This window comes from Clavibacter michiganensis (assembly GCF_016907085.1).
Taxonomy (GTDB): domain Bacteria; phylum Actinomycetota; class Actinomycetes; order Actinomycetales; family Microbacteriaceae; genus Clavibacter; species Clavibacter michiganensis_O.
The window spans coordinates 684,330-700,111 of the sequence record NZ_JAFBBJ010000001.1 but is presented as its reverse complement, the minus strand read 5'-3'; the positions used below and the strand labels follow the sequence as shown (position 1 = coordinate 700,111).

Here is a 15,782-nt window from a genome sequence, read left to right as displayed (position 1 = left end):
CCGTCCGCGCGGCGGCCGGTCACTGCGTGACGGCGAAGTCCCAGGGGTCCGTCCGGATGTCGCTGACGGTGACCTCCACGTCCGGGAGCGCCGCGCGCAGCGTGCCAGCGGCCTGGTCGAGCCAGAGCCACTCGCTCGCCCAGTGGGAGGTGTCGATGAGGTACGGCGTGCCGCCGCGGAGGGCGGCGGACTCGCGGGCCTCGCTGGCCGGGTGGTGGCGGAGGTCGGAGGTGACGTAGACGTCCGCGCCGACCACCTCGGGCGCGGCGAGCAGCGAGTCCCCCGCTCCTCCGCAGAGTGCGACGCGGGTGACGGGCGCGTCGTAGGGGCCCGCGACGCGGATCCCCGTGGCCGTCGGCGGCAGGATCCGGGCGAGCTCGCCGGCGAGGCGGCCGAGCGTGGTCGGGGCGGGCAGATCCCCGACGCGGCCGATGCCGCGCACGCCGCCCGCGGCGGGATCGAGCGGTCGGATGGTCTCGGGCACCAGGCCGAGGAGCGCCGCGAGCCGGCCCGACGTGCCCTCCTCGACGACGTCGGCGGTGGTGTGCGCGGCGTGCAGGGCACAGTGGGCGCGCACGAGGTCGGCGAGGAGCGCGCCCTTGTAGCCCGTCTCGGCGATGGTCGTGACGCCGCGGAGCAGCAGCGGATGGTGCACGAGCAGCAGGTCGGCGTCGGCGGCGACGGCCTCGTCCACCGTGGCGCGGACGGCGTCGACGGCCAGGTGGATGCGGCGGACCCGCCGACGCGGATCCCCTGACACGAGTCCCGAGGAGTCCCAGTCGGACGCGCCCGCGGGCGGCCAGGCGTCCTCGACGACTCGGACGACGTCGGCGAGGGTGGGGATCACGTGCCCATCGTAACGAAGGGCCGGTCGCGGCCCGTGACGCGCCGTGCGCCGATCAGCCCCGGCGCCTGGCGCGGCGGGGGCGTGCCTCGTCCCGCGGCCCGTCGGGCGCGACGCCCGGCGAGGGCACGAGCGGCTCGAGCGGCCAGAGGCTCCGCTGGGCGGATCCGCGGTGGGTGCTGGACCCGTGCGTGGCGGCGTCGACGACCGACCAGGCGTCGGCGCCATCGGCCGTGTCGGAGCTCATGGGTGGATGCTATCGCGACACGCCCGCGGCGACACGGCTCGCGCGGCCCGTGGACATCGCGATCGAGGGTGCCGCCCGGCCCGTCACCTGACCCCGCGGGCGGTGAGCGCGTCGCCGAGCTGGTCCGCGTGCTTGAGGGCGAGGACGAGGAAGGGGACGACGAACGTCCGCAGTCCCGGGCGGGCGCCCCGTGCGCGCTGCGCCTCGCGGACGTCGCCGGCCAGGCGTCCGAGGACGGGGACGGTGCCGGCGGTGACCGTGAGCAGCAGCGAGATCCGCTCCGTGTCGACGCCGAGCCGCCGCAGCGGAGCCAGGCCGCGCTCGATGCTGTCGAGGAGCGCGGTCATGGAGGTCGTGAGGACCAGCAGGCCGGCGATGGCGATCGCCGCCGTGACGCGCGCCGTGTTCGCGACGGCGGGCTCGGGCCCGAGCAGCACGAGCTGGCTGACGAGCGTGAACAGCATCACCCAGCGCACGGCGCGCACCTGCCCGGCGAGGCGGCGCATGCCGAGGAGGCCGTCGCCGAGCTGCGCGGTCGCGTAGGCGACGACCGCGACGGCGACCGCCGCGACCGCAGCCCACCAGGTGGACGGCAGGAGCGAGACGCCGAGCACCACGACCATGAGCGCGACCAGCTCAGGACCGGCGGGCATGCGTTCGAGACGGCCGGGGCGCCTGGGCTCCGTCGGCGTCACCCGAGCATCGCCTCGTACTCGGCGATGACGGCGGCGGGAGGGCCCGTGCGGATGAGGCGGCCGCCGGCGAACAGGACGGCGGCGTCGCACCGGGCCGCCGCGGCGAGGTCATGGGTGACGAGCACGAGCCGGTGGCCCTCCTCGAAGAGGTGGTCCGCGACCCGACGGGCGTTGCGGGCGTCGAGGTAGGCGGTGGGCTCGTCCGCGATCACGAGCTCGGGGCGTCGGACGAAGGCCCCCGCCAGCGCGAGCAGCTGCTTCTGCCCGCCGGACAGCTCGTGCGACGAGCGGTCGGCGAGGTGCTCGATGCCGAGCCGTCGGAGGGCCTCGGCGACGCGCGCGTCGGCATCGGCGCGCGACGGGCGCTCCGGCCGCAGGGAGAACGCGACGTCCTCGGCGACGGTGGGCATGACGATCTGGGCGTCCGGGTTGCTGAACACGAGGGCCACGCGGCGTCGCAGCTCGCGGGATCCACGTCCCGGGTCGACGCCCAGCACGCGCAGCTCCCCCGACGTGCGCTCGACCAGACCGCCGACCACGCGGGCGAAGGTGCTCTTGCCCGAGCCGTTCTCGCCGATGACGGCTACCGTGCGCGCATCCACGTCGAGCGTGATGTCGCGGAGCGCCTCGACGTCGCCGAGACGGACGCCGACGCCCGCGAGGTGCAAGGCCGTCGCGCCGCCGGGCCCGTCCGTCGGGGTCACCGGGCGTTCGCCGCCACGACGTCCTGCCGTGGCGGCGTCCAGCCGGATGGACGCCGGAAGGCCCGGGGGTAGCCGCGCACCAGCGTCATCACGATCGCCGTGGCGATGGCCGCCTTGACCAGGTCGCCGGGCAGGAAGACGAGGCTGGTGTACGCCGTCTGGGTCAGCGGGAGTCGCGTGACGAGGCTCTGCACGGGGATCCCCACGGCGTAGATGACGACGATCCCCCCGAGCACCATGGCGACGGCCGTCCGCCACGCGGTGGGCCGCCGGCCGCCGAGGTGGACGAGGAAGCCCACCACGGCGGCCCCGGCGATCCAGCCCACGAGGTATCCGGCGGACGGGCCCAGGAAGACCCCGAGGCCGCCCGTGCCCCCGGAGAGCAGCGGCAGCCCCACCGCGACGAGCGCGAGGAGGACGGCGAGGGCGAGGGCCCCGAGGCGGGGCCCGAGGACGGCGCCCGCGAGCATGACCCCGAGCGTCTGGGCGGTGATGGGGACGCCGCCGAACACGCTGATGCTGCCCGGGAGCCCGAGCACGGCGACGACCGCCGCGAGGACGGCGACCCGCGCGAGGTCGGTGGCGTCGAGCCGCGCGCGGCGGCCGGCGCGGAGGGGCAGGGAGCGGGACGGGGTCATGGGCTTCCTTCTGCTCGATGCGGCCGCGCACGACCTGAACGACGTTCACCTGAACGGCGTTCACTATAGTGGCGGCATGGCACGGGCGCATGCGGCGGGGCGGCACACCCGCGACGACGTCGCCCGCACGGCCCTGCGGATCCTCGACGAGCACGGCCTCCCCGACTTCACGATGCGCCGCCTCGCCGCCGCGCTCGACGTGCAGCCGAGCGCCCTCTACTGGCACTTCCCCGACAAGCAGAGCCTCCTGGCGGAGCTGGCCGACCGCATCGTCGCCGAGGCGGCGACCGCGACGACGGTCGGCCGGGACGCCGACTGGCGCAACCGGGTCCGGCACGCGGCGGAGGGGCTCCGCGGGGCGCTCCTCGCGCACCGGGACGGCGCCGAGGTGGTGGCCAGCACGACGGCGATGGGGCTCGGCGCGACCGCGGCACGCGACATGCTGTCCGCGGCCGTCGCCACGGGCGGGTTCCGGGACGCCGAGTGCGGCCGCGCGGCGTCGGCCCTCCTGCACTTCGTGCTCGGCCACGTGGCGCACGAGCAGGAGCGCATCCAGCTCGACCGCCTCGGCCTGCTGCCCGTCGCCGCGGGAGAGGAGGAGCCGGCACGGGACTTCGCCTTCGGGGTGGACCTGCTCGTCCGCGGCCTCGGGACCCTCGCCTGATCGCGGGCGGGGAGCGGGCTCGGGCCGACGCCGGCGCGTGGGTGGGCCCTGCCGGGCTCGAACCGACGACATCCACGGTGTAAACGTGGCGCTCTACCAACTGAGCTAAAGGCCCCCGCGCCCGGTCGCCGGGCGCCCGGCCATGCTAGCCGACCGCATCGGCGCGCCCCGGCCGCCCCGCGGGCGCGCGTCGTAGCCTCTCCCCCGTGCCCATCCACCCCTCCCGGCGCACGGTCGCCGAGCCGCGCTGGCCCGCCGCCGTCGGCCTCATCGTCGCCGTCGCGCTGTACGGGGTGGCGCCGACCGCCGTCCCCGCTGGCGTGCGGATCGCCGTGGTGGCGATCGCCGTCGCCCTGCTCGTGCCGCTGGTCGCGCTCAACCCCCGACGCTTCGTGCGCGAGACCCCGTGGTCGCGCGGCCTGGGGCTCGCGCTCGGCGGCCTCCTCGTGGTCGCCAACCAGGTCAGCCTCGTCGTCCTGGTGATCGCGCTGGTCGACGCCTCGGAAGCGGGACCGGAGCTGCTGCTCACGGCCTTGCAGGTGTGGGTCGCCAACGTGCTGGCCTTCGCGCTCGTCTTCTGGGAGCTGGACCGCGGCGGCCCCGTGGCGCGCCGCACGCACGCCCGTGCGGCCCTCGCGCCCGCGGACTTCCGCTTCCCGCAGGACGAGGACTCCGGGGCGGTGTCGGAGGTCGCCCGCCGCTCGTCGCAGCACGCGGACTGGGTTCCGGGCTTCGTCGACTACGCGTACTTCTCGCTCACGAACTCGATGGCCTACAGCCCCACCGACGTCATGCCGCTCTCCCACCGCGCCAAGTCGCTCATGGCGCTCGAGGCGTTCGCCGGGTTCGTGATCCTCGCGCTGGTCATCGCCCGCGCGGTGAACATCCTCAGCTGAGGCGCCGCGAGAACCGGATCAGGCCGGGACGAGAGCCAGATCGCGGATCGCCGTGCGGTACGCCTCGAGCTCGCGCGCCTCGCCGGGTGCGGTGATGAAGCTGCCGCGGATGATGCCCCGCGTGTCGATGAGGAAGGTGGCCCGGTTCGCGAAGCCCTTCTCCTCGAGGAACACGCCGTACTCCTTCGCCACCTGGCCGTGGGGCCAGAAGTCGGCGAGGAGCTGGAAGTCGATGCCCTGCTGCTGGGCCCACGCGCGCAGCGTGTGCTTGCTGTCGACGCTGATGCCGATCAGCTCCACGCGGCTGTCGGCGAAGAGGCCGAGGTTCTCCTCGAGCTGGCACATCTCGCCGGTGCAGGTGCCGGAGAAGGCGAGGGGGAAGAAGACGAGGGCGACCGCGCGGTGCCCGCGGTACTCGCTCAACCGGACGCGCTCGCCGAACTGGTTGGCGAGCTCGAAGTCGGGAGCCTGTGTGTCGTTGGCCAGGGCCATGGGGTGCGGATCCTTCCGTGCCGGCAGATGTCCCCTGTCTGGCACGAGGAGCCACACTACGCCCGGGATCCGCGAAGTCCAGCTCCCCGGCCCGTCCGGGCGGCCCGACAGGCCGCGTCGTCCGTAGTCCGAGACCGTCGGCCGTCATGGGTAGGCTGGCCCTCGGCGTACGCGCGGTCTCGCACCCTTCGAGCCCCGTGGCACCGAAGACGATGTCTGCACACCACAGGAAGAGGTCGAGGGTGACTGTCAACGACCAGGATCCGTACTCGGTGAACCACACCGACCAGGATCCGGAAGAGACCGCCGAATGGAACGAGTCCCTCGACGGGCTCGTCGAGACGCAGGGTCGGGGTCGCGCACGCGACGTCATGCTCAGCCTCCTCAAGCGCTCGAAGGAGCTGCACCTCGGCGTGCCGATGGTCCCGACCACGGACTACATCAACACCATCGCGCCGGAGAACGAGCCCGACTTCCCCGGTGACGAGGACCTCGAGCGCCGCTACCGCGCGTGGATCCGCTGGAACGCGGCCGTCACCGTGCACCGGGCCCAGCGCCCCGGCATCGCGGTCGGCGGGCACATCGCCACGTACGCCTCCTCGGCCGCCCTCTACGAGGTCGGCTACAACCACTTCTTCCGCGGGCAGGACCACCCGGGCGGCGGAGACCAGGTCTTCGTGCAGGGCCACGCCTCCCCCGGCACCTACGCCCGCGCCTTCCTCGAGGGACGCCTGAGCGAGCACCAGCTCGACGGCTTCCGCCAGGAGAAGAGCCACGCGGGCGGCGGCCTCTCGTCGTACCCGCACCCGCGCCTCATGCCGGAGTTCTGGCAGTTCCCCACGGTCTCCATGGGCCTCGGCCCGATCAACGCGATCTACCAGGCGCAGGCGAACAAGTACCTCACCAACCGCGGGATCAAGGACGCCAGCGACCAGCAGGTCTGGGCCTTCCTCGGCGACGGCGAGATGGACGAGGTCGAGAGCCGCGGCCAGCTCCAGGTGGCGGCGAACGAGAAGCTCGACAACCTCAACTTCGTCATCAACTGCAACCTGCAGCGCCTCGACGGCCCCGTCCGCGGCAACGGCAAGATCATCCAGGAGCTCGAGAGCTTCTTCCGCGGCGCCGGCTGGAACGTCATCAAGGTCGTCTGGGGCCGCGAGTGGGACGACCTGCTCGCCCGCGACACGGAGGGCGCGCTCCTCGACCTCATGAACCGCACGCCCGACGGCGACTACCAGACCTACAAGGCCGAGAGCGGCGCCTACATCCGCGAGAACTTCTTCGGGCGCGACGAGCGCACCGCGAAGCTCGTCGAGGGCTACACCGACGACCAGATCTGGAACCTCAAGCGCGGCGGCCACGACTACCGCAAGGTCTACGCGGCCTTCAAGGCGGCCAGCGAGCACACGGGCCAGCCCACGGTCATCCTCGCGAAGACCGTCAAGGGCTACGGCCTCGGCCCGAGCTTCGAGGGCCGCAACGCGACCCACCAGATGAAGAAGCTCACGCTCGACAACCTCAAGCAGTTCCGCGACGAGATGCGCGTGCCGATCACGGACGCCCAGCTTGAGGAGAACCCCTACCTGCCGCCGTACTACCACCCCGGCCAGGACGACGAGGCCATCCAGTACATGCAGGAGCGCCGCCGCGCGCTCGGCGGGTACTCGCCCGAGCGCCGCACGCAGCACACGGCGATCACGCTGCCGGACGACTCGGCGTACCGCATCTCCAAGAAGGGCTCCGGCACGCAGGAGATCGCCACGACCATGGCGTTCGTCCGGCTGCTGAAGGACCTCATCCGCTCCAAGGACTTCGGCAACCGCGTCGTCCCGATCATCCCGGACGAGGCGCGCACCTTCGGCATCGACGCCTTCTTCCCGACGGCGAAGATCTACAACCCGAACGGCCAGCACTACACGTCGGTCGACCGCGAGCTGCTGCTGTCCTACAAGGAGAGCCCGCAGGGCCAGATCGTGCACGTGGGAATCAACGAGGCGGGCGCCCTCGCGGCGTTCACCAACCTCGGCACCACGTACTCGACGCAGGGCGAGCCGCTCATCCCGATCTACGTCTTCTACTCGATGTTCGGGTTCCAGCGCACGGGTGACGCGATCTGGGCGGCGGGCGACCAGATGGCGCGCGGCTTCCTCATCGGCGCCACCGCGGGACGCACCACGCTCACGGGCGAGGGCCTCCAGCACGCCGACGGCCACTCGCTCGTCCTCTCGCAGACGAACCCGGCGATCGTGTCCTACGACCCGGCGTACGCCTACGAGATCGGCCACATCGTGCGGTCCGGACTCGAGCGCATGTACGGCGGGGAGCACGAGGACCCGAACGTCATGTACTACCTGACGGTCTACAACGAGCCGATCATCCACCCGAGCGAGCCCGAGGGAGTGGACGTGGACGGCATCGTCCGCGGCGTCTACAAGCTCAAGGACGGCTGGGTCGACGGACCGAAGGCGCAGCTCATGGCGTCCGGCGTCGCGGTGCCGTGGGCCCTCGAGGCGCAGCAGCTGCTGGCCGACGACTGGGGCGTGTCCGCCGACGTGTGGTCCGTCACCTCGTGGGGCGAGCTGCGCCGAGACGGTCTGGCCGCCGAGGAGCACAACATGCTCCACCCGCACTCCGAGACCCGGGTCCCGTACCTGGAGGAGAAGCTGCGTCACGCCGAGGGCCCGTTCGTCGCGGTCACGGACTTCTCGCACGCGGTGCCCGACCAGATCCGGCAGTTCGTCCCCGGCGACTACTCGACGCTCGGCGCCGACGGCTTCGGCTTCTCGGACACGCGTCCGGCTGCCCGCCGCTTCTTCGCGATCGACGGTCCGTCGATGGTCGTGAAGACGCTGCAGCGGCTCGCGAAGCAGGGCAAGGTCGACCAGGACGCGCCGAAGTGGGCGATCGACAAGTACCGCCTGCTCGACGTGAACGCTGGCACGACCGGATCGGCGGGCGGCGAGGCGTGAGCTGCGCCGACCTGACGTGACACCGAGCGACCGGCACGACACCGACGTGGAGACCGGGGAGACGAAGGCGGAGACGCTGACGTGGCTCCGGTCCCTGTCGGGCGAGCTCGCGAGCGCGACGCTCAAGCGGCTGGAGGACACGCTGCCCTGGTACGGCGAGATGCCGCCCGGGCGGCGGTCCGCCGTGGGGCTGGTCGCGCAGGCCGGCATCACCTCCTTCATCCACTGGTACGACGACCCTGACTCCACGCCGTGGATCGCCGCGGACGTCTTCGGCGCCGCGCCCCGCGAGCTCCTCCGCTCGGTGAGCCTGCAGCAGACGCTGCAGCTCATCCGCGTCACGGTGGAGGTCGTCGAGGACCGGGTCCGCGACCGGCACCGCACGGTGCGGGACGCGATCCTGCTGTACTCGCGGGAGATCGCGTTCGCCGCGGCAGACGTGTACGCGCGCGCCGCGGAGGCCCGCGGCCTCTGGGACGCCCGGCTCGAGGCGCTCGTCGTCGACAGCATCCTCTCCGGCGAGTACGACGACGAGCTCCCGTCGCGGATCGCCGCGCTCGGCTGGCACGGGCACGGCGAGGTCTCCGTGCTCGTGGGCACGGCTCCCGCGGTGCTCGACGTCGATCAGCTGCGTCGCACGGCGCGGCACCTCGAGGCCGACGTGCTCATCGGCGTCCAGGGCAGCCGGCTGGTCCTCGTCATCGGACGCGCGTCCCCCGCGGTCGTGGATCCGGAGGCCGCCGCGGCGGAGACGCCTCCCGTGTCGTTCCTCGAGATCGCGACGCAGCTCGAGCCCGGTTTCGGATCCGGGCACCTGGTGCTCGGCCACGAGGTGCCGAGCCTGGTGGAGGCGTCGCGGAGCGCGCGGGCGGCACTCGCCGGGTTCGCCGTCGCCCGGTCGTGGCGGAACGCGCCCCGGCCCACGCTCGCCGACGACCTCCTCCCCGAGCGCGCCCTCGCCGGCGACCCGCTCGCCAGGTCCACCCTCATCAACCGGATCTACAAGCCGCTGCAGGCGCATTCGACCGAGCTGCTCGCGACGCTGTGGTGCTACCTCGACACCGGCCGCTCGCTCGAGGCGACCGCGCGGGAGCTGTTCGTGCACCCCAACACGGTGCGCTACCGGCTCAAGCGCGTCTCCGACGTCATCGGGTGGGACGCCACGGGCGCCCGCGAGGCGCTCATCCTCCAGGCGGCTCTCATCATCGGCAGCATCGCGGAGGCCGGCACCACGGTCCCCAAGCAGCAGGGCTCCGGTCGCGCGCGACCCAAGCGCCAGGCGGCGCGGTGACGCGCGCTGCGTGTGGCATCGACACAATGTCCTGGCGGATCCTCTGTAGGACGCCGACTCCGACGGGCCTCGCTGCGGACGGGAAGATGGACGGATGATCATCGTCGTCTGCCCGGGGCAGGGCTCCCAGAAGCCCGGCTTCCTCTCCTCCTGGCTCGAGCACCCCGAGCACGCGCGGCGATTGGGTGAGCTGGGCGACGCGGCGGGCCTCGACCTCGTCACGCACGGCACCACGTCCGACGCCGACACCATCCGCGACACCGCCGTCGCGCAGCCGCTCATCGTGGCCGCCGGCATCGTCGCCCTGCACGCGCTCCTCGCCGACGGCCGTGACGCGTACGTCGCCGGCATCGCGGGCCACTCGGTCGGCGAGATCACGGCGGCAGCGGGGGCCGGCATCCTCACGGACGACGAGGCCATGCGCGTCGTGCGCACCCGCGGCGATGCGATGGCGGAGGCCGCCGCGATCACGAGCACGGGCATGAGCGCCGTCGTGGGCGGCGACCAGGACGCCGTCCTCGCGCGCCTCGCCGAGCTCGACCTCGAGCCCGCCAACTTCAACGGCGGCGGCCAGATCGTCGTCGCCGGCGCCCCCGACGCCCTCGTTGCCCTGCAGGCCGAGCCCCTCCGCGGCACGCGCGTCATCCCGCTCCAGGTCGCCGGTGCCTTCCACACGCACCACATGGCTCCCGCGGTCGACGCCCTGCGCGCCGCCGTCGCGCCGCTCGCGCCCCGCGATCCGCGCTTCCCCGTCTGGACCAACCGGGACGGGAGCCGCGTCGAGTCCGGTGCCGCGTACCTCGACCTCATTGTGGGCCAGGTCGCGAGCCCGGTGCGCTGGGACCTCTGCATGGAGTCCTTCGCCGCCGCAGGCGTCACCGGCCTCATCGAGGTCGCTCCCGCCGGAGCGCTGACCGGCCTCGCCAAGCGCGGCCTCAAGGGCCTCCCGACGCTCGCGCTCTCCACGCCCGACGACCTCCCGGCGGCCATCGACATGCTCGACGCGCACGCCTGATCCCGCCTCACCGACACCGAACAGGCACCCATGACCGACCAGCCCCGCCCCACCATCCTGACCGCGCCCGTGGTCGAGCGCTTCACCCGCATCTGGGGCCTCGGCGCCGCGCGCGGCGAGCTCGACGTCCCGAACGACGACCTCGTCGGCCCGATCGACTCCTCCGACGAGTGGATCCGCCAGCGCACCGGCATCATCACGCGCAAGCGCGCCGGCGCCGACGTCGACGCGGTGGACCTCGCGACCACGGCCTCGCTCGAGGCCATCGCGAAGGCGGGCATCCGGCCGGAGCAGATCGGCATCGTCCTCGTCAGCACCGTGAGCAACACCGTCCAGACGCCGTCGATGGCGGCGCTCCTGGCGGACCGCATCGGCGCGAACCCGGCGCCCGCCTACGACATCTCGGCCGCGTGCGCGGGGTACACCTACGGCATCGCCCAGGCCGACTCCTTCATCCGGTCGGGCCTCGCGGAGTACGTCCTCGTGGTCGGCGCGGAGAAGCTGTCCGACATCGTCGACCCGACCGACCGCTCCATCTCGTTCCTCCTCGGCGACGGCGCCGGCGCCGCGATCGTCGGCCCGAGCGACACCCCCGGCATCTCTCCCACGGTGTGGGGATCGGACGGCTCGAACTGGGACGCCGTCGGCATGACCGGCACCCTGAAGAGCATGCGCGACGGATCCGCGTGGCCGACGCTCCGCCAGGACGGCCAGAAGGTCTTCCGCTGGGCGGTGTGGGAGATGGTCAAGGTCGCCAAGGAGGCACTCGACCGCGCCGGCATCGCCCCGGAGCAGCTCGCCGCCTTCATCCCGCACCAGGCCAACATGCGCATCGTCGACGAGTTCGCGAAGCAGCTCGGCCTCCCCGAGTCCGTCGCCATCGCGCGCGACATCGCCACCACCGGCAACACCTCCGCCGCGTCCATCCCGCTCGCCACCCACCGCCTGCTCGAGGAGGACCCGTCGCTCTCCGGCGGCCTCGCCCTGCAGATCGGGTTCGGCGCGGGACTCGTCTTCGGCGCGCAGGTCGTCGTCCTGCCCTGAGCCCCACCGCCCCATAAGCTGTTCCGGTCATCACGAACCACGAGGAGATACACATGGCACTGTCCACCGAAGAAGTCCTGGCCGGCCTGGCCGAGCTCGTCAACGACGAGACCGGGATCGCCACCGACACCGTCGAGATGGACAAGTCGTTCACCGACGACCTGGACATCGACTCGATCTCGATGATGACGATCGTCGTCAACGCCGAGGAGAAGTTCGACGTCAAGATCCCGGACGAGGAAGTTAAGAACCTCAAGACCGTCGGCGACGCGGTCACGTTCATCACCAACGCGCAGTCCTGACCGCGCGGAGCATGGCCGGTCCCGCTTCCGGGGCCGGCCATCTCCCTCCCCCGTTCCCGACGTCGAGGAGACGCCACGCATGACCACCCCCAAGAAGATCGTCGTCACCGGCATCGGCGCGACGTCTCCGCTCGGCGGCACCGCCGAGGACACCTGGCAGGCGCTCCTGCGCGGCGAGTCGGGCATCCGCACCCTCGAGCAGGACTGGGTCGCCAAGTGGGAGATCCCCGTCACCTTCGCCGGCCAGGCCAAGGTGCCGTCGTCCGAGGTCATGCAGCGCATCGAGACCAAGCGCCTCGATCCGTCGAGCCAGTTCGCCCTGACGGCCGCGCGTGAGGCGTGGGCCGACGCCGGGTCGCCCGAGGTCGACCCGTTGCGCTTCGCGGTCGACTGGGCGACGGGCATCGGCGGCGTGTGGACGCTGCTCGACGCCTGGGACACCCTCCGCGAGAAGGGCCCCCGCCGGGTCCTCCCGATGACCGTGCCCATGCTCATGCCCAACGGCCCCGCGGCCGCGGTCGGCATGGACCTCGGCGCGCGCGCGGGCATCCAGACCGTGGTCTCCGCCTGCGCCTCCAGCACCGAGTCCATCGCCAGCGCCTACGAGCACCTCCAGGCGGGTCGAGCGGACATCATCGTGGCCGGCGGATCCGAGGCCTCCATCCACCCGCTCCCCATCGCCTCGTTCGCCGCGATGCAGGCGCTCTCCAAGCGGAACGACGACCCCCAGCGCGCGTCGCGTCCGTACGACATCGCGCGCGACGGCTTCGTGCTCGGTGAAGGCGGCGCCGCCCTCGTCCTCGAGACAGAGGAGCACGCGAAGGCCCGCGGCGCCCGCATCTACGCCGAGCTCGTGGGCGGCGCGGTCACGAGCGACGCGTTCCACATCACGGCCCCGGATCCCGAGGGCACGGCCGCCGCGCGCGCCATGATCCAGAGCATCGAGGGCGCCGGCTACTCGCGTTCCGACGTCTCGCACATCAACGTGCACGCGACGAGCACGCCCGTCGGCGACATCGCCGAGTACAAGGCCCTCGAGCGCGTCTTCGGCGACGCGGTGCACGGCATCCCCGTGAGCGCCACGAAGGCGTCCACGGGCCACCTCCTCGGCGGCGCGGGTGCCATCGAGGCCGTCTTCACCGTGAAGGCGCTGGCGGAGCGCACCGCTCCCCCGACGATCAACCTCACGGAGCAGGACCCCGACATCCTCCTGGACGTCGTCACGTCGCCGCGGTCGCTGGGCGACGGCGACCTGCTCGCCATCAGCAACTCGTTCGGCTTCGGCGGGCACAACGCGGTCATCGCGTTCCGCAGCGTCTAGCGGCACGAACGACGAGAGGCCCCGACCGGATGGTCGGGGCCTCTCGTCGTGCGGGCGGGCGGGGAGGAGCCGCGCGCCGAGTGGGGCGCGGGTCAGCCGACCTTGTGCAGCCAGACGACCGGGCTGAAGTCGCTCGCGTGGCGGAAGGCCTCCAGCTCGTCGTCCCAGGCCTGGCCCATGGCGAGGCGGAGCTCCCGGTGGAGCTCGAGCGTGTTGGAGCCGGCGACGTCGAGGGCGTAGCGGATGCGGTCCTCGGGGATCACGGTGTTGCCGGCCGTGTCGGTCTGCGCGAAGAACACGCCGAGGTCGGGCGTGTGCATCCAGCGACCGCCGTCACGGCCGGGGCCGGCGTCCTCGGTGACCTCGTAGCGCAGGTGCTCCCAGCCGCGGAGGCCGCTGGCGATGGCGGCGCCAGACCCCTCCGGACCCTCCCAGTAGTATTCGGCGCGCATGGCGCCCTTGAGCACGGGCTGCGGATCCCACGTGAAGTTCACGGCATGACCCAGCGCACGACCGGCGGCCCATTCGACATGGGGGCAGAGCGCGCGAGGAGAGGAGTGCACGTAGAGCACTCCTCGAGCCGGTCTTGAGTTGGCGACGGGTGCTTCCATGGGTCTCCTCCATCCGATCAGATGCGTCTTCCCCAACGATCTGCGTGCGATGGACGAGCTCCACACCTGCCGGTGCGGCCGACGCGAGCGCCGACGGGTCCCATCATGGCGGGTGATCCTGTGCGCGGGCAACATGCGGGTCGCGACGCGCCGCAGCCGGAGGCCGCGCGTCCTCCGGCGTCCCCGGCGGGTCCGACCGGGATGCATGCCGGGAATGCCTATGCTCCAGGTGTCGGCCCGCCGTGGCCGGGAGACGGGGCGGGCATGTCGGTGCGGCACGCGCTCCTCGCGGTCCTCACCGAGGGCACGTGCTACGGCTACCAGCTCCGGACGGAGTTCTCGCGGCGCACGGGCACCGCGGCGCCGCTCAACGTCGGCCAGATCTACAACACGCTGGATCGGCTCGAGCGCGATGGGCTCGTCGTGAAGGGCGCCATGGACGACGCGGGGCACGTGCCCTACACGATCACCGAGGCCGGTACGGCGGAGGTCCGCGCCTGGCTCGCGGCGAGCGTCGGCGTCGTCGGCGCGCGCGACGAGCTGGTGGTGAAGGTCACGCTGGCGCTGTCGCTCCCCGACGCGGACGCGCGTGAGGTCGTGCGGATCCAGCGCGAGGGATCGCTCGCCGAGGCGGCCGTGCTCGCCCGGGCCCGAGAGCGGCTCGAGGCGGAGGCCGGGGAGCCGGCGCTCGCGCGGATCCTGTCCGTGGAGGCCCAGGAGACCCAGGTGCACGCGCGGTTGGCGTGGCTCGACGCGGCCGAGCGGCGTATCGGCGACGCGCGCGCGACGGGCGCGCGACCCGCGGGGCTCGCCGCGGCTCCCCGTCGGGGGCGGCCCTCGCGAGCTCCGGGCGGATCCGCCGCCTGACCTAGTGCAGCAGGCCGCCGTCCTTGGCGAGCACGTTCTTCTCCCCCGCCTCGATGGGGACGGCGAAGCGGTTCTGCTTCGGCGGCATCGGGCAGTTGAAGTTGTAGCTGAACGCGCACGGGGGCAGATATGCGCGGTTGAAGTCCAGCGTGATCGTCCCGTCCGGTGACGGTGCGACCATGAGGAAGCGGCCGACGCCGTACGTGGACTCGCCGCTCGTCGCGTCCGAGAAGACCAGCAGGAGCGCGCGGCCCTCGCGGAAGGCGGCCAGCGAGTAGTCGACGCCGTCCTTGGTGAAGGTGATCTCGCCGGGCACGATCTTGTCCTTGGTCGCGCCGTCGTCCTTGAGGTGCTCGAAGCCCATCGCCCGGCCGCCCTCGATGGGCGTGAAGTCCGCCTTCACGACCCACTCCTCGGAGTACGGGAACGCGTCGATGCCGCCGAAGTCGCGGATCGCGTCGGACTGCGCGTCCCAGACGCGGAGCGCGTACGCGCCCTCCTCGCTGGCGATGACGAACGCCGACACCGTGTCGCTGGCGACGACGGACGAGGGCTGCGGGTCGTCGCGTCCGCGGACGACCGCCTCGCCGTCGACGAGGACGCCGTCGACGTGGAGTCCGTCCGCCGCGGTCGCCTGGACCCGGAGGCCGGAGGCGCCGGGTGCCAGGGGCGACCACGCACCGGGGATCCCGTAGACGGGCTGCGGAGCGGCGTCCGCGGAGATCCACTGCGTGTTGACGAGGGCCAGGTTGCCCTGCGGCAGGACCACCATCTGCTCGCGACGGGCGCGGTAGACGGCGAGCACCTCCGCCGGGTCGGTGGGAGCGGGGGCGGCGGGGGCGGGATCGGTCATGGACCCATCCTCGCGGGCCGCGGGGCCCCGGCCAAGTCGGGCGCGCATGCGCCGTCGGGGTTCCCCGCGGAGCACCGCGAGCGTACGGTCGGGGCATGAGCACAGATCACGAGAGCACCTCGACCGACGACGACGGCACGGCCACGCACACCGAGGAGCACGTGGAGTCGTCCTCCTCCTCGGTCACGTCGGAGAGCGGTTCGGACGGGTCGACCCCCGACGGCTCCGGCAGCAACACGGATGAGGGCGACGACCACACGGGCGACGTCGCCTCCGGCGGCTGATCCCCCACGAGCTCACGACGCCCGGTCCCGCGAGGGGCCGGGCGT

General features: G+C 72.8%; 18 protein-coding genes and 1 tRNA gene. 10 read left to right on the top strand and 9 right to left on the bottom strand.

What is annotated here, in order from left to right; translation table 11 throughout:
* Window positions 1-19: 19 nt before the first annotated feature.
* The 5 genes from JOE38_RS03210 to JOE38_RS03190 all read right to left on the bottom strand — a co-directional run bounded on the left by JOE38_RS03210 (window position 20) and on the right by JOE38_RS03190 (window position 3,128).
* Window positions 20-847, bottom strand: a complete 828-nt coding sequence (locus JOE38_RS03210) for a Nif3-like dinuclear metal center hexameric protein (RefSeq protein ID WP_204574831.1) — start codon at window positions 845-847, stop codon at window positions 20-22.
* Between the two features lie 52 nt (window positions 848-899).
* Window positions 900-1,091 (bottom strand): hypothetical protein, encoded by a 192-nt coding sequence (locus JOE38_RS03205; protein ID WP_204574830.1) that lies wholly within the window; start codon window positions 1,089-1,091, stop codon window positions 900-902.
* A gap of 83 nt (window positions 1,092-1,174) precedes the next feature.
* Window positions 1,175-1,786 carry an energy-coupling factor transporter transmembrane component T gene (locus JOE38_RS03200; protein ID WP_204574829.1) on the bottom strand — a complete coding sequence of 204 codons (612 nt, stop codon included), beginning with the start codon at window positions 1,784-1,786 and terminating at the stop codon, window positions 1,175-1,177.
* Window positions 1,783-2,490: an energy-coupling factor ABC transporter ATP-binding protein gene (locus JOE38_RS03195; RefSeq protein WP_204574828.1), complete on the bottom strand. Its 708-nt coding sequence runs from the start codon at window positions 2,488-2,490 to the stop codon at window positions 1,783-1,785. The genes JOE38_RS03200 and JOE38_RS03195 overlap by 4 nt, the downstream gene beginning before the upstream one ends.
* Window positions 2,487-3,128: a biotin transporter BioY gene (locus tag JOE38_RS03190; protein ID WP_204574827.1), complete on the bottom strand. Its 642-nt coding sequence runs from the start codon at window positions 3,126-3,128 to the stop codon at window positions 2,487-2,489. Before JOE38_RS03190 ends, JOE38_RS03195 begins: the two co-directional genes overlap by 4 nt.
* A gap of 76 nt (window positions 3,129-3,204) precedes the next feature.
* Here JOE38_RS03190 and JOE38_RS03185 point away from each other — a divergent pair, with 76 nt between their 5' ends.
* Window positions 3,205-3,792, top strand: a complete 588-nt coding sequence (locus tag JOE38_RS03185) for a TetR/AcrR family transcriptional regulator C-terminal domain-containing protein (RefSeq protein ID WP_204574826.1) — start codon at window positions 3,205-3,207, stop codon at window positions 3,790-3,792.
* A gap of 42 nt (window positions 3,793-3,834) precedes the next feature.
* Here the strand turns inward: JOE38_RS03185 and JOE38_RS03180 are convergent.
* A tRNA-Val gene (locus JOE38_RS03180) sits at window positions 3,835-3,907 on the bottom strand.
* 91 nt (window positions 3,908-3,998) lie between these two features.
* Between JOE38_RS03180 and JOE38_RS03175 the strand changes: the two genes are divergently transcribed.
* Window positions 3,999-4,688 (top strand): hypothetical protein, encoded by a 690-nt coding sequence (locus JOE38_RS03175; RefSeq protein ID WP_204574825.1) that lies wholly within the window; start codon window positions 3,999-4,001, stop codon window positions 4,686-4,688.
* A gap of 18 nt (window positions 4,689-4,706) precedes the next feature.
* Here the strand turns inward: JOE38_RS03175 and JOE38_RS03170 are convergent, their stop codons facing one another.
* Window positions 4,707-5,180, bottom strand: coding sequence for a peroxiredoxin (locus JOE38_RS03170; protein WP_012038310.1), 474 nt, complete (start codon window positions 5,178-5,180; stop codon window positions 4,707-4,709).
* A 242-nt stretch (window positions 5,181-5,422) separates the two neighbouring features.
* On the opposite strand from JOE38_RS03170, the gene aceE reads away from it, so the two are divergent.
* The 6 genes from aceE to JOE38_RS03140 all read left to right on the top strand — a co-directional run bounded on the left by aceE (window position 5,423) and on the right by JOE38_RS03140 (window position 13,122).
* Window positions 5,423-8,149: a pyruvate dehydrogenase (acetyl-transferring), homodimeric type gene (gene aceE, locus JOE38_RS03165; RefSeq protein WP_204574824.1), complete on the top strand. Its 2,727-nt coding sequence runs from the start codon at window positions 5,423-5,425 to the stop codon at window positions 8,147-8,149.
* A gap of 16 nt (window positions 8,150-8,165) precedes the next feature.
* Window positions 8,166-9,440, top strand: coding sequence for a PucR family transcriptional regulator (locus JOE38_RS03160; RefSeq protein WP_204574823.1), 1,275 nt, complete (start codon window positions 8,166-8,168; stop codon window positions 9,438-9,440).
* A gap of 94 nt (window positions 9,441-9,534) precedes the next feature.
* Window positions 9,535-10,455, top strand: coding sequence for an ACP S-malonyltransferase (locus JOE38_RS03155; protein WP_204574822.1), 921 nt, complete (start codon window positions 9,535-9,537; stop codon window positions 10,453-10,455).
* Window positions 10,456-10,485: 30 nt separating this feature from the next.
* Window positions 10,486-11,499 carry a beta-ketoacyl-ACP synthase III gene (locus JOE38_RS03150; RefSeq protein ID WP_204574821.1) on the top strand — a complete coding sequence of 338 codons (1,014 nt, stop codon included), beginning with the start codon at window positions 10,486-10,488 and terminating at the stop codon, window positions 11,497-11,499.
* A 53-nt stretch (window positions 11,500-11,552) separates the two neighbouring features.
* Window positions 11,553-11,801, top strand: coding sequence for an acyl carrier protein (locus JOE38_RS03145; protein ID WP_012038305.1), 249 nt, complete (start codon window positions 11,553-11,555; stop codon window positions 11,799-11,801).
* A gap of 79 nt (window positions 11,802-11,880) precedes the next feature.
* Window positions 11,881-13,122 carry a beta-ketoacyl-[acyl-carrier-protein] synthase family protein gene (locus JOE38_RS03140; protein ID WP_204574820.1) on the top strand — a complete coding sequence of 414 codons (1,242 nt, stop codon included), beginning with the start codon at window positions 11,881-11,883 and terminating at the stop codon, window positions 13,120-13,122.
* A 92-nt stretch (window positions 13,123-13,214) separates the two neighbouring features.
* On the opposite strand, the gene JOE38_RS03135 is transcribed toward JOE38_RS03140, so the two are convergent.
* On the bottom strand, window positions 13,215-13,733 hold the full coding sequence (locus JOE38_RS03135; protein WP_012038303.1) for a DUF3145 domain-containing protein: 519 nt from the start codon (window positions 13,731-13,733) through the stop codon (window positions 13,215-13,217).
* 264 nt (window positions 13,734-13,997) lie between these two features.
* Here JOE38_RS03135 and JOE38_RS03130 point away from each other — a divergent pair, with 264 nt between their 5' ends.
* On the top strand, window positions 13,998-14,600 hold the full coding sequence (locus tag JOE38_RS03130) for a PadR family transcriptional regulator (protein WP_204574819.1): 603 nt from the start codon (window positions 13,998-14,000) through the stop codon (window positions 14,598-14,600).
* A 1-nt stretch (window position 14,601) separates the two neighbouring features.
* Here the strand turns inward: JOE38_RS03130 and JOE38_RS03125 are convergent, their stop codons facing one another.
* The gene (locus JOE38_RS03125; RefSeq protein ID WP_204574818.1) at window positions 14,602-15,453 is read right to left on the bottom strand and encodes a DUF1684 domain-containing protein; all 852 of its coding nucleotides are present in this window, start codon (window positions 15,451-15,453) and stop codon (window positions 14,602-14,604) included.
* A 95-nt stretch (window positions 15,454-15,548) separates the two neighbouring features.
* Here JOE38_RS03125 and JOE38_RS03120 point away from each other — a divergent pair, with 95 nt between their 5' ends.
* Entirely contained in the window at window positions 15,549-15,737 is a 189-nt protein-coding gene (locus tag JOE38_RS03120) for a hypothetical protein (RefSeq protein ID WP_204574817.1), read from the top strand.
* Window positions 15,738-15,782: the final 45 nt, after the last annotated feature.